Source organism: Curtobacterium sp. 1310 (assembly GCF_017834105.1).
Classification (GTDB): domain Bacteria; phylum Actinomycetota; class Actinomycetes; order Actinomycetales; family Microbacteriaceae; genus Curtobacterium.
Window position 1 is genome coordinate 312,893 of record NZ_JAFICY010000004.1, and the last position, 15,921, is coordinate 328,813.

Genomic DNA, 15,921 nt, shown 5'->3' on the forward strand with positions numbered 1-15,921 from the left:
TCCGCAGTGTGACGCGGTGTCCCACAACTCGGAGCCTGGGTCCGACCTGGGTATCCTTGGTCGGTGATCGCTCCCGGCGACAGGGGCCGGGCGCGCATCGGAACGAGAGGTCACCGTGGCAGCAGACACGAACACCAGCAGCGGGACGACCGGACTGGCCACCAGGCCCGTCCGCGTCGCGATCGTCGACGACCACGAGTCCGTGCGGCTCGGCATCCAGGCGGCGTGCCAGAACGAGGGGTTCGAGGTGGTGCTCACCGCCGCGAGCGTGCCCGAGTACGTGGCTCAGCTCGGCGGGCGTGAGGTCGACGTCGTCGTGCTCGACCTGTCGCTCGGCGACGGCTCGACCGTGACCGCGAACGTCAAGGGTGTGCAGGGCACCGGCTCCGCGGTGCTCGTCCACTCGATCGCCGACCGCGTCGCGAGCGTGCGCGAGGCACTGGCCGCAGGGGCGGCCGGCGTCATCCCCAAGTCGTCCGCGACCAAGACCGTGATGGCGGCCGTGGCGACCGTCGCCCGCGGCGACGTGCTCAACAACCTCGAGTGGGCGAGCGCCATCGACGCCGACCGCGACTTCGCCAAGGCGCAGCTCGGACGCCGCGAGCGCGAGATCCTGCACCTCTACGCCTCCGGGCTGCCGCTCAAGCTCGCGGCGCAGCAGCTCGGCATCGGGTACTCGACGGCGCGCGAGTACCTCGACCGTATCCGTGTGAAGTACGTCGAGGTGGGGCGTCCGGCGCCGACGAAGGTCGACCTGCTGCGTCGCGCGGTCGAGGACGGCATCCTGCCCGGGCTCGACTCGGGCATCGACCCCGACACCGACGGCCGCTGACCCCGATGGCCACCACGGCCGGACCGGCACGGTCGGCAGGTGTCCCGGCCGGGGCGCCCGACGGGTCGGGCTCCGCGACGGACGACGTCGCGCCGACCGAGCCGGCGCCGTTCGGCGTCGACCCCCTGCGCGGTGTGCGACCCGCGCTCACGCAGGCATCGGTCGAACGACTCTTCGCGATCCTCATCGCGGTCGCCGCGGTCGGGTACGGCGCGGTCTACGCGCCCGCCGTCGTGCGGCAGCTGCCGTGGCTCGATCCCGTGTGGGGCCCGGTCGCCGCGGCGGTCCTCGGCGCGTCGTTCGTGGCGGTCGGGGTGTCCGCGTTCGCGCAGCGGTTCGCGCAGGTCGCCCAGATCGTGTGCGCGCTGCTGTTCCTCGTCGTGCTCGTCACGTGGCCGCTCACCGTCCGCGAGCCGATCCCGGACAGTCAGTACCCCTGGCCGTGGTGGTTCCTCACCGTGGGGTCGACGGCGGCGGCGATGGGCTTCGCACCGTGGCGCGCGACCGTCTACACCGCGCTCGTGCCCGCCGTCTACGTCGTCGTGCGCCTCACGCCGCTCGGTGGCGACGCCGGGGCCAGCGCGGTGCTCCAGGGCGTGTACTCGGCGATCCTCAGCGGAGCGGTCCTCGTCATCGCCGTGCTCCTCCGTCGGGCCGCCGCTGCGGTGGACGCCGCACAGGCCACCGCGGTGCGGCGCTACTCGCTCGCGATCCGCGAGCACGCGACCGAGGTCGAGCGGGTGCAGGTCGACGCGATCGTCCACGACAGCGTCCTGACCACGCTGCTCTCGGCGGCACGCGCGGACACACCCGAGGCGAAGGCCCTCGCCGCCCGCATGGCGCGCAACGCCATCGACCACCTCGGCGCCGCTGCAGCCGACCTGCCGGGGGAGGCCCCGCCCGTGACGGTGCACGACCTCCGCGTCCGCATCACCGACGCCGTCGGAGCGCTCGCCGCTCCCGTCCGGCTGCGGGACGCTCCGGTCGGCGGGCTGCGCATCCCGGCGACGATCGCGGACGCGCTCGCATCCGCGGCGTTGCAGGCGTGCGTCAACAGCGTGCAGCACGCCGGCGGGGCAGGGGTCGAGCGGTGGGTCCGTGTCGAGCAGCGTGGTGGCGCCGTGCACGTCGAGGTCGGTGACGACGGCGCCGGGTTCGACCTCGCTGCCGTCCCTGCCGCGCGGCTCGGCGTCCGCCGCTCGATCATCGAGCGGGTGCAGGCCGTGGGCGGCACGGCGGTGGTCGCGAGCAACCCCGGGGCGGGTACGCGGGTCCGCCTCGAGTGGCACCCGGAGGTGTCCGCATGAGAGTGTCCCTGCCGGCGAGGATCGCCATCGGGCTCGCCGCGCTGTTCTCCGTCTTCCACCTCGTACTGGGCGTGGCGTCGTTCCCGTTCGTCCGTGACGTCGGTCCGGTGCTCACGTGCATGGCGCTCTACGCCGCCGCGAGTGCCGTCGCGATCTTCCTGCCCGGTCGGACCCTCCCGGTCTGGGCGGCGTGCTTCTCGCTCGCCACCGCGCTGGTCATGCCGGTCATCGCCGCCCCGGTCGTCGACCTGACGGTGAAGGACGACTCGATCACCTGGTGGGTCGCCGCGGTCGGCACGCTCATGGTCGTGCTCGTCGTGCGGGGCCGACGCGCCTTCGCGTGGGTCGGCGTCGGCTTCGTCACGGTCTTCGGTGTGGTCTGGGCAGGACCGGGTGCCTTCGGGGCGCTCGGACTGGTCGGCAACCTGACGTGGGTCGCCGTCGCCACCGGCTTCGCCGTCGCGATGGACCGGGCGACCCGCACCACGCGCGACTTCATCCGTGCCGAGCAGGAGACCGCGGACTGGCAGGCCGCGCAGGACGCCCACGTGTTCGAGCGGCAGTTCCGCCTGAGCCAGACCACCCGGATGGCGCTGCCGATGCTGCAGCAGGTGATCGATAGGGGCGGGGACCTGACCGACGTCGAACGGGCCGAGTGCCTGCACCTCGAGCAGGCGATCCGCGACGAGATCCGCGGACGGTCGCTGCTGTCCGACGACGTCCGTGAGGAGGTCATGCGCCTGCGGCGACGGGGGGCCACGGTACAGCTGCACGACGACGGTGGCCTCGACGACCTGGAGATCGACGAGCTCCGCCGGGTGCACGCCGAGATCGCCGGTGCGCTGCGCCGAGCCCGCGAGGCGGACAACGTGATCGTCCGGACGGTGGCCGAGGGGTCGGAGGCGGCGGTCACCATCGTCGGGCTGCGACTGGACACCGCGGCGAGCGAGTCCGCGGCGCTCGGCGTCGGATCGGACGACGACGGCGACGAGGACGACTCGGTGGTGCTCTGGACCGAGATCCCGCGCCGCGCGACGGTCTGAGGCGGCACCGGCGGCCGCCGTCCAGCGTGACGCGCGCGCAAGGCCACCCGGGAACGGGGAACGGGCCGGTCCCGAGGGGCCGGCCCGTTCACGACCCGAGCCTGAGCGACAACCCGAATGTCGCCCTGGCTCGCAGCTGGTCGGAGGCGTCGTACCCTAGTCGGCCACCGACCAACGATGTTCTTCTGGGAAGGACACCGAACACAGACAACTATGCCCGCTGCCCGAAGCCGTGTCAGTCGTCATTATGGGGGACAAGCCACGCCCTCCCGGTGGTTCCTCGGTCGAGGTGTCCCCCGTCCGAGGGGAGACCGACCGGGAAGTGCACCCCGCAACCCGAGTTCGACGACCGGGTCGCGCGGTGCGACAGGGGTACATCGTGCCGCCGGTACCCCCGGACGCGCAAGACCCCCGCTGGGGAACGGCGGGGGTCCGTTGAGGGACGTGCGGCGTGCGGCTCGCAGCCCGTCGGTCAGCGCAACGAGCGGGACCAGGCGCCGGAGCCGTGCTCGAGCGGCTGGCGGAGGCCACGGGCGGACGCGTCCCACCCGGTCCGTGGTGACTCGGTGACCTCGGCGCGACCGGTGGCGGCGACCTCGTCGGCCTGTCGCTGGAGCACGGCGACGACGGCCGCCAGTTCCTCCGGCGATGGGTCGCCAGCGACGACCCGGACGTCGGCGCCGACCGTGGTGTCGGCGCCGCCCGGCACCGGGGAATCCGCCGGGAGGTGAGCTGCGTGTCGTCCCATCAGAGCGGGATGTTCCCGTGCTTCTTCGGCGGCAGCGACGCGCGCTTCCCGCGCAGTGCCCGCAGCGCCTTGATCACCGAGACCCGGGTCGCGTGCGGCTGGATGATGCCGTCGAGCTCGCCGCGCTCGGCCGCCAGGTACGGCGACGCCACGTTGTAGGTGTACTCGTTCGCGAGCCTGGTGCGCACCGCGGCGACGTCCTCGCCCGCCTCCTCCGCGCGCTTGATCTCGGCCCGGTACAGGATGTTGACCGCACCCTGGCCGCCCATCACCGCGATCTCGGCGGTCGGCCACGCCAGGTTGATGTCCGCACCGAGCTGCTTCGAGCCCATCACGATGTACGCGCCGCCGTAGGCCTTCCGCGTGATGACGGTGACGAGCGGGACGGTCGCCTCGGCGTACGCGTACAGCAGCTTCGCGCCGCGCCGGATCACGCCGGTCCACTCCTGGTCGGTGCCGGGCAGGTAGCCGGGGACGTCGACGAGGGTCAGGATCGGGATGCCGAACGCGTCGCAGAACCGGACGAAGCGGGCTGCCTTCTCGCCGGCGTCGATGTTCAGCGTCCCGGCCATCGCCTGCGGCTGGTTCGCGATGATGCCGACGGTGCGGCCCTCGACGCGGCCGAAGCCGACCATGATGTTCGGGGCGAAGAGCGGCTGGACCTCGAGGAACTCACCGTCGTCGACGATGTGCTCGACGATCGTCGTGACGTCGTACGGCTGGTTCGTCGAGTCGGGGATGACGACGTCGAGCTCGTGGTCGGCGTCGGTCGTCTCGAGTTCCGGGGCGACGTCGTAGGCCGGCGGGTCGGACAGGTTGTTGTCCGGCAGGAAGCCGACGAGGGAGCGCGCGTAGTCGAGCGCGTCGGTCTCGTCCTCGGCCAGGTAGTGCGCGACGCCCGAGACGGCGTTGTGCGTCTGTGCGCCGCCGAGCTCCTCGAAGCCGACGTCCTCGCCGGTGACGGTCTTGATGACGTCCGGACCGGTGACGAACATGTGGCTCGTCTTGTCCACCATGATGACGAAGTCGGTGAGCGCGGGGGAGTACACCGCACCACCGGCTGCCGGCCCCATCACGATGGAGATCTGCGGGATGACCCCGGAGGCCTGGGTGTTCAGGCGGAAGATCTCGCCGTACTTGCCCAGGGCGACGACGCCCTCCTGGATCCGGGCGCCGCCGGAGTCGAGGATGCCGATGATCGGCACACCCGTCTTCAGTGCGTGCTGCATCACCTTGACGATCTTCTCGCCGGCGACCTCGCCGAGGGAGCCACCGAAGACGGTGAAGTCCTGCGCGTAGACCGCGACGTTGCGGCCGTGGATCGTGCCGACGCCGGTCACGACGGCGTCGCCGTAGGGGCGCTTGGCGTCCATGCCGAACGACGTCGTGCGGTGGCGGACGAACTCGTCGAACTCGACGAACGAGTTCTCGTCGAGGAGCTGCTCGATGCGCTCGCGGGCGGTGCCCTTGCCCTTCGCGTGCTGCTTCGCGATGGCGGCCTCGCCCGCGGCGGTCACGGCCTCGTGGTAGCGGTCGCGCAGGTCCGCGAGGCGACCGGCCGTGGTCGAGAGGTCGGGGGTGTCTCCTGTGGTCACCCGCTCACCCTACCGGCGGCCACGGCGGGGCCGGTTGGAGGACCCCCACGGTTCCTGCCCGTAGATTTGCGTGCATGTCCACACCCGTCCCGCCGGTCCTGCCGCGTGCCCGTGCCGTCGTCGAGGCCGCCGGTGGGGTGTTCGACGCCGTCGGGCGCACCGGCTCCACGAACGCCGACCTGTTGGACGTCGCTCCCGGTCGGGCGCACGGCAGCGCCGTGGTCACGCTCGACCAGACGGCGGGGCGCGGGCGGCTCGACCGGTCGTGGAGCGCGCCGACCGGGCAGACGCTCGCGGTGAGCCTGCTCGTCCGCGCCGACCTGGCCGACCGCGACCGCGGGTGGCTGCCCCTGGTCGCCGGCGCCGCGATGCGCGACGCGGTGTCCGCCGTGCTGGGCGACGTCGACGCGGCGACCAGGGCCTCCCGTCCGGCCGCCGACGCCGACGACGTGACGCCCGTGCCGGAGCCGCGTGTCCTGGTGAAGTGGCCGAACGACGTGCTCGTCGACGGACGCAAGGTGTGCGGCATCCTCTGCCAGGTCGCCGCCGACGGCAGCGTCGTCGTCGGCGCCGGCGTGAACCTGACGATCCCGGAGGACGCCCTGCCGACGCCCACCGCGACGTCGTTGGCGGTCGCCGGTGCGACCGGTGACGCCGACGGCCTGGCGGACGCGGTGCTGTCCACCTGGACGACGGCCGTCCTGGAGGCGGTGCGTGCGCTGGTGGACGGGGGTGCGGCCGCCGGAGCCGTCCGGTCACACGTCCGCGCAGCGTGCGGCACGATCGGTCGCCGGGTCCGTCTGGAACTGCCCGACGGCACCGTCGACGAGGTCGACGCCACCGGCATCGACGACGACGGTCGCATCACGATCCGGGATCGGGACGGCCGAACCAGGGGCGTCGCGGTGGGGGACCTCACCCACCTGCGCTATGCATGACGGCATGACCGCCGAGCCGCCGCCCGAACGCGTGGTCGCGCGGCTGCGGCCGCACGCGCGCCGACTCGTCCGTCCGGCCGTCTTCGTCGTGGTCGTCGCACTGGCAGGGGGCTTCGGCTTCGGCGTGTTCCGCGCACACCTCGCGTGGTTGAACGCGGTCGTCGCCGGACTGACGGTCCTGCTCGTCGTGCTCGGCGGCCTCGTCCCGCTGCTGCGGTGGATGTCCGAGCGGTACGTGGTGACGACCCGGCGGCTCGTGGTGGTCCGTGGTCTCGGCACCCGGACCCGTCGCGAGCTCCTGCACTCCCGCGGGTACGACGTCACGGTGCGGCGCCGCGGCCTGCAGGGGGTGTGGCGGTCCGGTGACGTGCTCGTCTTCCCCGGCGAGGACACGCCCGTGGTGCTCGCCGACGTCCCGCACGCCGACCTCGTGGTGGCCGTGCTGCACGACCTGGTCGAGGCGCACGAGGCCCGCCGACGGCACCGCGAGCCGGACTGGGACGAGATCGTCGGGGGACCCTCGCGACCCGCCTGGGGCGACCCCGGTCGGTGAGGTGCCGAGCGCCCGGAGTGGGAGTCTTCCTCGTTACCCGGTAGCGTCGTCCCGTGCGTATCTCCGTCATCGGCTGCGGGTACCTCGGTGCCGTGCACGCCGCTTCCATGGCCAAGCTCGGACACGAGGTCGTCGCGGTCGACGTCGACCCGACCAAGATCGAGCGTCTCGCCGCCGGCGAGGCCCCCTTCTTCGAGCCCGGGCTGCCCGAGATCCTGACCGAGGCCCTGGCGTCCGGTCGCATCCGCTTCACCACCGACATGGCGGAGGTCGCCGGGTCCGCCGTGCACTTCCTCGCGGTCGGCACCCCGCAGGGTCCCACCGGTGCCGCGGACATGCGGTACGTCGACGCCGCGGTCGCCTCGCTCACGCCGCACCTGTCGGCCGGTGCGTTCGTCGTGGGCAAGTCGACCGTCCCGGTCGGCACCGCCGCGCGCCTGGCCGCCGAGGTCGAGGCGGCGGTCCCCGGTGCGACCCTGGTGTGGAACCCGGAGTTCCTGCGCGAGGGCTTCGCCGTGCAGGACACCATCTCGCCCGACCGCTTCGTCTACGGCGTCCCGGAGGGCGAGGCCGGCGAGCGTGCCGTCGCGGCCCTCGACGAGGTGTACGCGCAGGCGCTCGCCGCGGGGACGCCCCGCCTCGTGGTGAACCTGCCCACGGCGGAGCTCGTGAAGATCAGCGCGAACGCGTTCCTCGCGACGAAGATCTCGTTCATCAACTCGATGGCCGAGATCGCCGAGGTCGCCGGCGCCGACGTCACGGCGCTCGCCGACGCGATCGGGCACGACGACCGGATCGGTCGGAAGTTCCTCAACGCCGGTCTCGGCTTCGGCGGCGGCTGCCTGCCGAAGGACATCCGCGCGTTCCAGGCCCGCGCCGACGAGCTGGGCGTGGGGGAGTCCCTCGCCTTCCTGGCCGACGTGGACGCCACCAACCTCCGTCGACGCGCGCACGCGGTCGACCTCGCCACGGAGATGCTCGGTGGGACGGTCACCGGGAAGCGCGTCGCCGTGCTGGGCCTGGCCTTCAAGCCGAACTCGGATGACGTCCGCGACTCCCCGGCGCTCGACATCGCGGCACGCCTGCACGAGCTCGGCGCGTCGGTGGCGGCGTACGACCCGGAGGCGATCGAGACCGCCCGTCGGCTGCACCCGGAGCTCGAGTACGTCGGATCGCCGACCGAGGCGGTCACCGGCGCGGACATCGTGCTCGTGCTGACCGAGTGGTCGGTGTTCCGTGCGCTCGACGCGGCCGAGGTCGCCTCGCTCGTCGCGTCGCCGGTCGTGGTCGACGGGCGCAACTGCCTCGACCGCGAGGCCTGGATCGCCGCGGGCTTCACCTACCGGGGCATGGGCCGCTAGCGGTCCGACACCGCTGACGACGGGCGGCCGTTCCCCTCACCGGGAGCGGCCGTCGGTCGTCTCCGGACGGGCGGACCCGGCCGGGAGCGTTCAGCCCCGGAGCGGGGTGCGGCGCTCGACGGCCGCGCGGAGGACGTACCGGTAGCGGGAGCCGATGCGCTCGGTCGCGTACTCGGCCGCAGCGGCGGTCGCTCCGGCCTGGTGGCGCTCCCGGGCGTCGGCGTCCGTGAGCGCTCGCTCGAGGGCGGCGCGCAGCGCGTCGACGTCGCCGGGCTCCACGAGCAGGCCCGAGACGTCGTCGCGGACGACGTCCCGGATGCCGGGGAGGTCGCTGGCCACGATCGCCGCGCCGACCGCCGCCGCCTCGAGGAGCGTCACCGGGAGCCCTTCCTGGTCCCCGTTCGCGGCCGGTACGGACGGCAGGGCCACGACGGTGGCGGACGCCAGGGTGGCGAGCACCTCGCGCTTGCCGCGCTGCCCGACGAAGGTGACCGGCATCCCCGCGGCCTGTCGTTCGAGGCGCTCGCGCCACGGGCCGTCGCCGACGACGGTCAGCGACCAGTCGACGCCCTCGAGACCGCGGAGTGCCTCGACGAGGTTGCCGAAGCCCTTCTTCTCCACCAGCCGGCCGACGGCCACCACGTGCCCGGGTCGCCGGACGGTGGTCTCCCTGGCCGCGATCGCGGGCGCGAGGTCGACCCCCATCGGGACGACGCTCGACCGCGCCGGGTCGACACCCCACTCCGTCAGGCGGGCCCGCATCTCGTCGTTGACGGTGGTGACGTGCGCCGAACGCCCGAACACCCAGCGCTTCAGCCGGACCAGCGGCGCGGCGCGGAGCGCGTAGACGTCGCCGCCGTGCGTCGTGACGACGAGGGGCACCCCGGGTGCCGCCAGTGCCGCGACGAGCCCCTGGGGGATCGCCCAGTGCGCGTGGATCACGTCGGGACGTGCGGCGCGGACGGCTCGACGCACCGCGAGGAACTGTGCCGCGAGGAGTGCCGGGACCTGGAGCAGACGCTTCCGGTCGGCCTTGAGGTTGTCCAGGATCGCGCCGTCGGCCAGGTCCTCGAAGCGCCGCGGGAAGTAGGCGAACCGACGCACCCGGACGCCGTCGATCGTCTCCGAGCGGGCGGCGCCGGCGACCCGCGGTGTCAGCACCGCGGTGTCGAACTCGACCGCCTCCTGCCGAGCCAGGTCCAGCACGAAGGCGGGGACGCCGTCGTCCGGGTGGGCGGGGAAGGTGGACGCGAGCACGAGCAGGCGGGGCCGGGCAGACCCGGCGGGGCGGGTCATGCGTCCGACGGCCGGAGCGTGCCCGCCTCGAGCTCGCGGACGAGTTCGTCCGGCGACGAGAGGTCCATCTGTCGCGTGTTGACGTAGAGCAGCCGGTCGAACTGCCGCAGCAGCGTGACGAGGACCCGGTGCTCCCGCTCGAGCATCGGAGCCAGCCGCGGGTCGCGCTCCAGGATCGACGCCAGGCTGTCGTTGAGGTCCGCCGACGCGGCGATGCCGTCGGCGAGCTCGTCGACGTTCTCGTCGGTGATCCGGACGGACTCGACGCCGGGTCCGGTCTTCCGCAGGAAGCCGATCGCCGTGTACGGCACCGAGTCCGCGAACACCTCGCCCGGGTAGAGCTCGTCCGCGTGGATCCGGGTCGAGATGAGGAACTCGCGGCGCAGGAGGCGTTCGAGGAACCACCGGATGACGTTCTTCGTGTAGACCGCCGACGAGTACTTCAGCGGCACCTTCGCGCCGACGAGGTTCTGCACGTTGTACGTGAAGATGTGGAGCGGGCGCGGGTACGGGTGCACCACACCGCGGCGCAGGTCGACGAACTGCAGGTCGTCCCCGAGGAGCTTGTACCCGGCGGCCATCAGGGACATGCTGAGCGTCGTCTTGCCGGTCCCGCCGTACGCGGGGAGCAGGAACCCCTTCGTGTCGGACGCGACACCGCCGGCGTGCATGAGCAGGACGTCGCGCTCGAGGAGCTTCGCGTAGATGATCGGCTCGAGGACCTGGGCCTGCAGGTAGACGCCGATGGCGTTCATGTAGACCCGGTCGAGCCAGTGGCTGCGGAACCAGATCGTCACGTGGTCGGTGTCCAGGCCCCGGATGACGTACGAGAACCTGAAGAGCCCCTTGAAGCGCTCGGTGCCACGGACGTCACCGGGCTCCCGGCTCGGTGCGCGGTCGGCGATGCGGACGTCCACCGTGAGCGGTGCGGCGGGGGCGTCGGCACTCGGCCGGGCGATGCGCGCGTACTCGTTGTCGAAGTAGCGTCGCCATCCCCGGTGCTCGGTCTGGAGGTTGACGTCGAGAATGCCGTAGAAGCTGTAGGTGGTGGCCATCCCGCTGGATGTTACTGCAGGGCCCTGCCCCGGACGAACCGGACCCCGAGAGCACGTCACCTAGACTGGGGCGTCATCGTGGAGGGTGTTGTGGAACAGACAGGTGCAGGACGGCGCGCTCGGGCGAAGCGGATCCTGACGCGGGCCGTGCCGATCGTCTTCTACGTCGCCCTCGCCGTCTTCGTGTTCCTCTACGTCCGGAGCGTGGACTGGGCGCAGCTGGCCGGCGTCGAGTGGAACTGGTGGTGGGTCGCACTCGCAACGGCCATCAGCCTCGGTTTCCGGTACTGGGGCGTCGGCATCTGGTTCTTCCTCCTCCGCAGGCTCGGCGCCCGCGACCTGCGTGGCAGCGGTACGACGCTCACGTTCGTGTACGCGAAGTCGTGGATGGGGCGGTACATCCCGGGCGCTGCGACCTGGATCGTCGGCAAGGTCTACTTCGCCTCGCGGCACGGCGTGTCGAAGGCGCGTCTGGGGGTCAGTGGACTGCTCGAGGGCGCGTTGCAGATCGCGGCGACCCTGGCGCTCGCCCTGGTCCTCCTGCTGGTCGACCCCAGGACGCACTCCCTCGACGTCTGGCTCGTGGTCCTCATGGTGGTGGCGTTCGTGGGATGCGTCGTCTGCCTCGTCCCGCGGGTGTTCTTCGGGTTGATCCAGCTCGCACTGCGGATCCTCCGACGCCGGCCGCTCGACGACGACGTCAGGCCGGCGCTCGGCACGGTGGTGGTCGGCGCCGGGCTGTACGTCCTCGGCGCCGTGATCTCCGGGACCGCCTACTACTTCATCGCACTCGCGGTGTACCCGGCGCTGCGGGTCCAGGACGCCGCGTTCGTGATCGGCGCGGCGAGCATGGCGTCCGCGATCAGCATGCTCGCCGTCTTCGCTCCCGGCGGACTCGGCGTCCGCGAGGGCGTCCAGGGGCTCCTGCTCGCGATCGTGATGCCGGGCCCGGTCGCCCTGGTCGTCGTCGTCGTCACACGCATCTGGAGCCTCGCGGTGGACGCGCTGTTCCTGCTGACCGCAGCGATCCCGACCTGGTTCGGCTCCGGCCGACGGAAGGTCGTCACCGTGGGTCCCGACGCGGAGACACCCGAACAGGTCTGACGGACCGGCACGGCACCGCACGGCACCCGGGCGACAGGGCGGGCCGGACCGGCGGTCGGGTCACACGTCGGCCCCGCGGGTCGCGTGCGGCCGATCGGCGGGTCAGGTCGTGGCACCGCCGACGTCGGGGGACGACGCGGCGAGGTACCTCTGCCGGCTGATCGCGAGGACGGTCACGACGACGCCGACCGCGACGCACGCGACGACGATGCCGACGACGACGGGCGGCACCGGCGCGAAGGTGCGGAAGCGCTCGGACCCGGCCGCCGTCGGCAGGAGCTCGGCCGCGTTCCAGAACCAGTTGCCGACGACCACGAGCCCGTACGCACCGACAGCGGGGAGGCCGACCGCGAGACCGGTGACGAGGGCGCGCCCGTGGACCCGCCGTGCGAGCCGTCGCCACGCGACCGCGCTCAGGGCGACGAGGCAGAGCAGTGCGGGGAAGTAGTACCGTCCCTGCGTCGCTGCGACCTCGGTCGTCGTGAGGTACCCGCGGGCGCTCGTCGCCGTCTGCACGACCACGAGGAGCGCGGGGAACACCGCGAGGACGACGGCCGGACGTCGGAGCGGACCCGCTCGGAAGGCGAAGAGCGCGACGACCGCCACGGTGGCGACCGTGAGGAGTGCGGTCAGGAGGTCACCGATGCTCACCTGGGCACGCATGCCGGGGCTGCCCCAGAACGTCCTGGTGAGCGTCCCCCAGCTGACGTCGAGGAAGTGGAGGACGGACGGCCCCTCGCCGGGCGGGAAGTCCTGCGGGCCCCGGATCGCGGAGTAGCCGTTCGGCTGGACCCGACCGTAGGCCACGAGGTTGTGCAGCCACCACCAGGACCCGAGCGCCGCGCAGATCACGAGCGGTACCGCGGCGCGGACCACACGCGTCCGGAGCGTGGCAGCGCCGGCTCCTCCGACGAACGCGGCGAGTCCGACGAAGGGCACCGCAGGCAGACCGGTGCCCTTCGTCCAGACCAGCAGGCTGAGCACGAGGCCGAGCGACACGAGCGTCCGCAAGCGCACGTCCCCGGTGAGGACCCGTGTCACGATCCAGACCACGACCCCGGAGAGCAGCAGGACCGGCGCGTCGTTGGACACGGAGGATGCGATGGACGCGAGCTGTGGCGTGGCGAAGAGTGCCAGAGCGCCCACCAGCCCGGCCCGGGGAGACCGCGTCAACCGTCGGACGGTGGCCCAGGCCAGCACCGCGAGCGGCGCGACGACTGCGGCGTCGACCAGGCGCAGCACGAGGAGGGCCTGGTCCCAGCGCAGGTCGCCGTAGTCCACCGCACGCAGGACGAGCGCGTACGCCGCGTAGGCCGTGGGCGGGTGCTGGGTCATCTGGTTGACGGTCCCCGAGGCCCCGGGCGCTCCCGCCGACAGCTCGGAGAAGGTCGACCGTTCGTCGTGCGGGACTCCGTCCTGCTGTGCCACCGCGGCCTGCACGGCGTTCAGCACACGCAGGTCCCCGGGATCGACCCACGGTTCGCCCAGTGCGAGGTGCACGGCGGCGTCGACGTGCGCGGTCTCGTCCGGGGCCTGGAAGGCGGGGACCACCATCGCCCAGACGCCGAGCCAGAGTGCGAAGGCGGTCGTGACGACCGCCACCGCGACCAGCTCGCGGCGGGACACGGGCGGGACGGCCCCGTCGGTCACTGCTCGGCGTTCCGTTCCGGTCGACACCGGTCGATCCTACGGGGCGGTGCGTCAGCCCTGGTACGGACGGCCCACCTCGGGAGCACCGGGGACCACCGGCGCGTCCTCACGGTCCTGCGCCTCGGCTCCGCGACGGTCGGCGCTCTCGCGCTCGACCCGGTCCGGGTGGTAGACCCAGACCTTGTACAGCCAGAACCGGAACGCCGTCCCGAGTGCCAGGCCGATGACGTTGCCGGAGATGTTGTCCGCGAGGGCGGACGTGAAGTGCAGCACGTAGTGCGACACGGCGAGGCAGCCGAGTGAGATGACCATGCCGCCGAGGGACACGACGACGAACTCGAGCCCTTCCTTCGCCGCGACGGAACGACGCTGGTGACGGAAGGTCCAGTACCGGTTGCCGACCCAGTTGACGAGGATCGCGACCACCGTCGAGACCACCTTCGCCCAGAACGGGCCGGAGTGGACCTCGTCGGGGGAGAGCACCGTCGCCCGCAGCAGGTTGAACACCGAGAAGTCGACGAGGAACCCGAAGGCTCCGACGATGCCGAACCGGGCGAGCTGGGCGATGAGGCGCCGCACGTGGCCTCCAGGATTCCGTAGTCTTGCGGATGCCGGCGGGAACGCCGGCGCCGGGCGGATCGACGATCGGCCTCGCAGGATTGTAGTCGAGTGGACCCTGGCGTGAGCCTGGGGTCGTGGAGGGTTTGAGCATGGTGTTGCGGGTCGGGGTCGTCGGTGGCGGACAACTTGCGCGCATGATGGTGCCCGCGGCGATCGAGCTGGGCCTCGACATCCGGGTCCTCGCTGAGGGACCGGGCATGTCCGCTGCGATCGCGGCGTCAGCGGAGGGCGACTACCACGACGCCGCCACCGTCCTGGCGTTCGCGCGGGACGTCGACGTCGTCACCTTCGACCACGAGCACGTGCCGCAGGAGGTGCTCCGTCGCCTCGTGGACGCCGGGGTGGCCGTCCACCCCGGACCTGCTGCGCTCGATGTCGCCCAGGACAAGATCACGATGCGCACCCGGCTGTCCGAGCTCGGGTTGCCCGTCCCTGACTGGGCTGCGGTCCGCGACCAGACCGAGCTGGCCCGGTTCCTGGCCGCCCACGGCGGACGTGCGGTCGTGAAGACGGCGCGTGGTGGCTACGACGGCAAGGGCGTCCGGGTCGTGCGGGACGCGGGGGAGGCCGACGACTGGTTCACGGCGCTGGCCGAGACGGGCACCGACGAGGCACTGCTGGTGGAGGAGCTCGTGCCGTTCACGCGTGAACTCGCGCAGTCCGTGGCGCGACGCCCCTCCGGGGAGGTCGTCGCGTGGCCGCTCGTCGAGACGGTGCAGCGCGACGGCGTGTGCGCCGAGGTCATCGCTCCCGCTCCGCGGTCCGCCGGGCGGCTCGCGGACGCAGCGGAGAGCACCGCCGTCCGCATCGCCGAGGAGCTCGACGTGACCGGGGTCCTGGCCGTGGAGCTGTTCCAGACCGACGATGAGCGGATCCTCATCAACGAGCTGGCCATGCGCCCGCACAACACGGGGCACTGGACCATCGACGGCGCCACGACGAGCCAGTTCGAACAGCACCTCCGCGCGGTCCTCGACCTGCCGCTCGGTGCCACCGGCGCCCTCGCCCCGGTGTCCGTCATGGTCAACGTGCTCGGCGGTCCGCTCGACGGGGACCTGGCGGCCCGGTACCCCGCCGCGTTGGACGCGTTCCCCGAGGCGAAGTACCACTTCTACGGCAAGGCGCCCCGACCGGGACGGAAGATCGGTCACGTCACGGTGACCGGCGAGGACGTCGACGACGTGGTCTACCGCGCACGCGCAGCAGCCGCGCACTTCGACGACTGACCCGCTGGACGGACCGCAGCGGGTGCACGTTCGGCCGTGCCCTCGACCCCGGGCGGAAGGCCCCGCGGGCTAGGCTCGACGCGTGACCGACACCACCGCTCCTGCACCGCTCGTCTCGATCATCATGGGGTCCGATTCGGACTGGCCGACGATGCGCGCTGCTGCCGACGTCCTCACCGAACTCGGGATCACGTTCGAGGCAGACGTCGTCTCCGCACACCGGACGCCGGACAAGATGGCGCGGTTCGCCCGGGGCGCGGCAGAGCGAGGGGTGCGTGTGGTGATCGCCGGTGCCGGCGGCGCGGCACACCTGCCCGGCATGGTGGCGTCGATGACCACCCTGCCCGTCATCGGCGTCCCCGTGCAGCTGGCGCGGTTGGACGGGCTGGACTCCCTGCTGTCCATCGTGCAGATGCCGGCCGGCATCCCGGTCGCGACGATGGCGATCAACGGCGCTGCCAACGCCGGGCTCTTCGCTGCGCGGATCCTCGGGAGCTCGGACGCCGACGTCGCGCAGCGGCTCGCCGAGCACGCCGGTGCGCTCGAGGAGATGGTGGAACGGAAGGCCGCGGCGCTCCGCGCCCAGCTCTGA

The 15,921-nt window shown here is 72.4% G+C and carries 15 protein-coding genes; 9 read left to right on the forward strand and 6 right to left on the reverse strand.

The window, feature by feature from the left end; translation table 11 throughout:
- Positions 1-115 precede the first annotated feature (115 nt).
- Genes JOD95_RS12230 through JOD95_RS12240 form a run of 3 tightly spaced genes read left to right on the forward strand, consistent with a single transcriptional unit; the run spans position 116 to position 3,182 of the window.
- Positions 116-832: a response regulator transcription factor gene (locus JOD95_RS12230; protein WP_066655072.1), complete on the forward strand. Its 717-nt coding sequence runs from the start codon at positions 116-118 to the stop codon at positions 830-832.
- A gap of 5 nt (positions 833-837) precedes the next feature.
- Entirely contained in the window at positions 838-2,139 is a 1,302-nt protein-coding gene (locus JOD95_RS12235; protein WP_209685149.1) for a sensor histidine kinase, read from the forward strand.
- A complete protein-coding gene (locus JOD95_RS12240; RefSeq protein ID WP_209685150.1) occupies positions 2,136-3,182 on the forward strand; it encodes a hypothetical protein in 1,047 nt (348 codons plus the stop codon). Before JOD95_RS12235 ends, JOD95_RS12240 begins: the two co-directional genes overlap by 4 nt.
- A 472-nt stretch (positions 3,183-3,654) precedes the next feature.
- Here JOD95_RS12240 and JOD95_RS12245 read toward each other — a convergent pair whose 3' ends face one another.
- Complete coding sequence (locus tag JOD95_RS12245; RefSeq protein ID WP_307810440.1) at positions 3,655-3,891, reverse strand: acyl-CoA carboxylase subunit epsilon; 237 nt, start codon at positions 3,889-3,891, stop codon at positions 3,655-3,657.
- A gap of 38 nt (positions 3,892-3,929) precedes the next feature.
- Entirely contained in the window at positions 3,930-5,525 is a 1,596-nt protein-coding gene (locus JOD95_RS12250) for an acyl-CoA carboxylase subunit beta (RefSeq protein ID WP_066655068.1), read from the reverse strand.
- Positions 5,526-5,599: 74 nt separating this feature from the next.
- Between JOD95_RS12250 and JOD95_RS12255 the strand changes: the two genes are divergently transcribed.
- From JOD95_RS12255 to JOD95_RS12265, 3 genes are read left to right on the forward strand one after another with little or no spacing between them, the layout of a single operon-like run.
- A complete protein-coding gene (locus JOD95_RS12255; RefSeq protein WP_209685153.1) occupies positions 5,600-6,463 on the forward strand; it encodes a biotin--[acetyl-CoA-carboxylase] ligase in 864 nt (287 codons plus the stop codon).
- Between the two features lie 4 nt (positions 6,464-6,467).
- The gene (locus tag JOD95_RS12260) at positions 6,468-7,016 is read left to right on the forward strand and encodes a PH domain-containing protein (protein ID WP_066655064.1); all 549 of its coding nucleotides are present in this window, start codon (positions 6,468-6,470) and stop codon (positions 7,014-7,016) included.
- Between the two features lie 53 nt (positions 7,017-7,069).
- Positions 7,070-8,377 carry a UDP-glucose/GDP-mannose dehydrogenase family protein gene (locus JOD95_RS12265; protein ID WP_209685155.1) on the forward strand — a complete coding sequence of 436 codons (1,308 nt, stop codon included), beginning with the start codon at positions 7,070-7,072 and terminating at the stop codon, positions 8,375-8,377.
- 90 nt (positions 8,378-8,467) lie between these two features.
- Here the strand turns inward: JOD95_RS12265 and JOD95_RS12270 are convergent, their stop codons facing one another.
- Together JOD95_RS12270 and JOD95_RS12275 are read right to left on the reverse strand one after the other, a co-directional pair.
- A complete protein-coding gene (locus JOD95_RS12270; RefSeq protein ID WP_209685157.1) occupies positions 8,468-9,673 on the reverse strand; it encodes a glycosyltransferase in 1,206 nt (401 codons plus the stop codon).
- Entirely contained in the window at positions 9,670-10,728 is a 1,059-nt protein-coding gene (locus JOD95_RS12275; protein ID WP_209685159.1) for a hypothetical protein, read from the reverse strand. Before JOD95_RS12275 ends, JOD95_RS12270 begins: the two co-directional genes overlap by 4 nt.
- Positions 10,729-10,875: 147 nt before the next feature.
- Here JOD95_RS12275 and JOD95_RS12280 point away from each other — a divergent pair, with 147 nt between their 5' ends.
- Positions 10,876-11,832, forward strand: a complete 957-nt coding sequence (locus tag JOD95_RS12280) for a lysylphosphatidylglycerol synthase domain-containing protein (protein ID WP_209685161.1) — start codon at positions 10,876-10,878, stop codon at positions 11,830-11,832.
- Positions 11,833-11,934: 102 nt separating this feature from the next.
- Here the strand turns inward: JOD95_RS12280 and JOD95_RS12285 are convergent, their stop codons facing one another.
- Both JOD95_RS12285 and JOD95_RS12290 read right to left on the reverse strand, forming a co-directional pair.
- Positions 11,935-13,509, reverse strand: coding sequence for a DUF2142 domain-containing protein (locus tag JOD95_RS12285; protein WP_209685163.1), 1,575 nt, complete (start codon positions 13,507-13,509; stop codon positions 11,935-11,937).
- Positions 13,510-13,533: 24 nt separating this feature from the next.
- Positions 13,534-14,061 (reverse strand): GtrA family protein, encoded by a 528-nt coding sequence (locus tag JOD95_RS12290; protein ID WP_209685165.1) that lies wholly within the window; start codon positions 14,059-14,061, stop codon positions 13,534-13,536.
- Between the two features lie 131 nt (positions 14,062-14,192).
- On the opposite strand from JOD95_RS12290, the gene JOD95_RS12295 reads away from it, so the two are divergent.
- Positions 14,193-15,329: a 5-(carboxyamino)imidazole ribonucleotide synthase gene (locus JOD95_RS12295; RefSeq protein ID WP_209685167.1), complete on the forward strand. Its 1,137-nt coding sequence runs from the start codon at positions 14,193-14,195 to the stop codon at positions 15,327-15,329.
- Between the two features lie 124 nt (positions 15,330-15,453).
- Positions 15,454-15,921, forward strand: a complete 468-nt coding sequence (gene purE, locus JOD95_RS12300) for a 5-(carboxyamino)imidazole ribonucleotide mutase (protein WP_209685282.1) — start codon at positions 15,454-15,456, stop codon at positions 15,919-15,921.